Source organism: Wolbachia endosymbiont of Tuta absoluta, from assembly GCF_059414725.1.
This window is the reverse complement of sequence record NZ_JBNRJY010000088.1, coordinates 1-2,324: the sequence shown is the minus strand read 5'-3', so window position 1 is coordinate 2,324 and position 2,324 is coordinate 1. Positions and strand designations below refer to the sequence as shown.

Genomic DNA, 2,324 nt, shown 5'->3' with positions numbered 1-2,324 from the left:
CTGAAGAAGAAGCTCGTGAAATGCTCAGTGAAGACGATGGAGTTTTAGTGCAAGATAAGCGCGAAGATGGTGGATATATGACTCAGATTGATGTTGTGCAAGAGAATGCCGTATACCAACCAATAATTAATAAAAGAGTGGGAATCAATCTACCCTCAAAAAATAAATAAAATATAAATAAATTTATAAAAAAAGCTGCTACACAACCGCCTGATACTAACTTTAATATTAATCAAAGACTCTTTTGGGTTGGATCGATCTACAACCAACTAATCTTTCCTCTTTACTATAAATGTTTAAGGTTTTTTTGGATTTTACCATTAGGGCCTCAGAGTATTTGAAATCTTTGCTGGTTGGCTTGGTGGGGAGCAAACGTTCTTTGACTTATTAGTATGGTTGTTCAAAGAACCAGCCCAATCAGACTGGGATTAGGAGTTGTTCTGAAAATAATGGATCGATCAAAATTTGATTGGGAAGAATGCAGAACCTCAAGGCGATGAACTAATGGTCTTTACTTATTTCAACAAATCATCAATAAAAAACAAGCCTCTCACTGTAACAGAGACTTTTATAAAACTCATGCTTCAACTAAAAGGAGTGTCTGTCGAGAAAGCATTGGCAATTGCAAAAGTTTACAGCACTCCTAAAGCACTAATACAGGAATATGAAAACTGTAGCCAAAAACAAGGAGAAACATTACTAGCTAATTTGAAATATGGTAATTTAAACAAAAACGTAGGACCAATGGTCAGTAAAGCAATTTACAAGTTTTTGGTATGGGAAGAGGAGCAAGACTAAATATTTTTTAAACTAAAAATTATAATGCTAAGTGTGGGCCATGCTGAATTCTCCGCTGGCTACCCAAGGGATAAATTAAGTGACAAAATATAAATAAGCATCACTACCTTTGAAAGTAATATTGCAATCTTAATATTGTTGTAGTTGTTATTGTATTTAATAGGCTGATAGTGGAATTTATTCTGCCAAATATTTCATTTGGCCTTGTGTCGTGTTTATACAGGGTTATTTTTTATTCACCCCGGAAAATTTACAGGGTGATTCTATTCATGATTTTGAACAACTTTTATTAAGGGGTCACCTGCGAAATCGCGAAACAAAAAACAGCTGCTCCATAGAAAAATTCATACCTACTCAAACAAAATGTATGGAACAGTTGGATTTTTTTTCGAGATTTTGCAGGTGACCCCATAATAAAAGTTTTTCAGAATCATGAGTAGAATCACCCTGTAAAATATCCGGGGTGAATAAAAAATAACCCTGTATAGAATAAAAAGGAAATTAATAGCAGAAAAAATAGTGCGTGTGTGTGTCTAATCAAAGATTCTTTAAACTCATGTAAATCAACAATGTCTCTGTTTAGGCATAAAAACTTACTACATATAATCAAATGAAAAGTATATTAGGAGTTCTAAGGAACTCCTACCTCTTTCATTAGCTTCAAAAACATTACACATTCTTAGTAATCTACGTCACACACTACAATTAGCTTCGAAACGGTCCAGTTTTCAAAAATGTTAAGTGGTGTCCAAAAAGACAAACAATCTCACATACCAACAGGAGACCTATCTTATCTAACATCATTTTAATTTGTAATGATGATAGATTTATATCAAAATTACATAGTATGAGGCGTATCATATGTGGTAGTTTAAGGTTGTGGGAAAACTATAGGAGTGAGTTGGATGATAATGGAAGGGGATAAAATTGACCTCACTAAGTCAATAAGCGTAGTAAGTTTCTCATCAAATTATACTGGTTTTTTTTTTTCATATTACTCACAGAGCACTGAAAAGTCACTTGCTGTCACCAGACGTGCGCGAAGTTTTTTGGTCTGTGGTATTTCTGTATATAGGCGGTTCACCCACTTGCCGCCCATCGCTGCGTATTTTTGACACATGCGTCTGTCAGACGCGTACAAATACGGCTACGGTGCATTACGGAGACGTCTGTCAAGCCGTTTTACAGACGCATTCAGACCGGCGCGCAGCCGCCAATACTTACTTTGTGTTCAGACATACAGACAGACAGAAACACTTTATTGATTACTTGATAATTATAACTTATACAAGAACAATTTTCGAGTGACTTGATTGCCCCCGACAACGACGAAACTTTGCGCTCGCTCCACGCCAAACATCCTTCGCCACTAGCTGCTTGCCAGTTGGTATCTCTCCGCAGCACCTTAAAGACCTCGTGTGCTACTCCACAGGAGCTGTTGGTAATAATCTTGCTTCGAGCCTGGCCTCTCTTGCCAACGTCATGTTGGCCGGGAAAGTTAACACGGAGGTGCTGGACATCTTATA

General features: G+C 36.9%; 1 protein-coding gene and 1 pseudogene. Both read left to right on the top strand.

Annotated features, from left to right (window positions below):
* Window positions 1–116: pseudogene (locus ACJ5GX_RS01070) on the top strand (aspartate-semialdehyde dehydrogenase); the annotation flags it as partial.
* 349 nt (window positions 117–465) lie between these two features.
* A complete protein-coding gene (locus ACJ5GX_RS01065; protein ID WP_495292596.1) occupies window positions 466–798 on the top strand; it encodes a hypothetical protein in 333 nt (110 codons plus the stop codon).
* The last annotated feature ends 1,526 nt before the right edge of the window (window positions 799–2,324 follow it).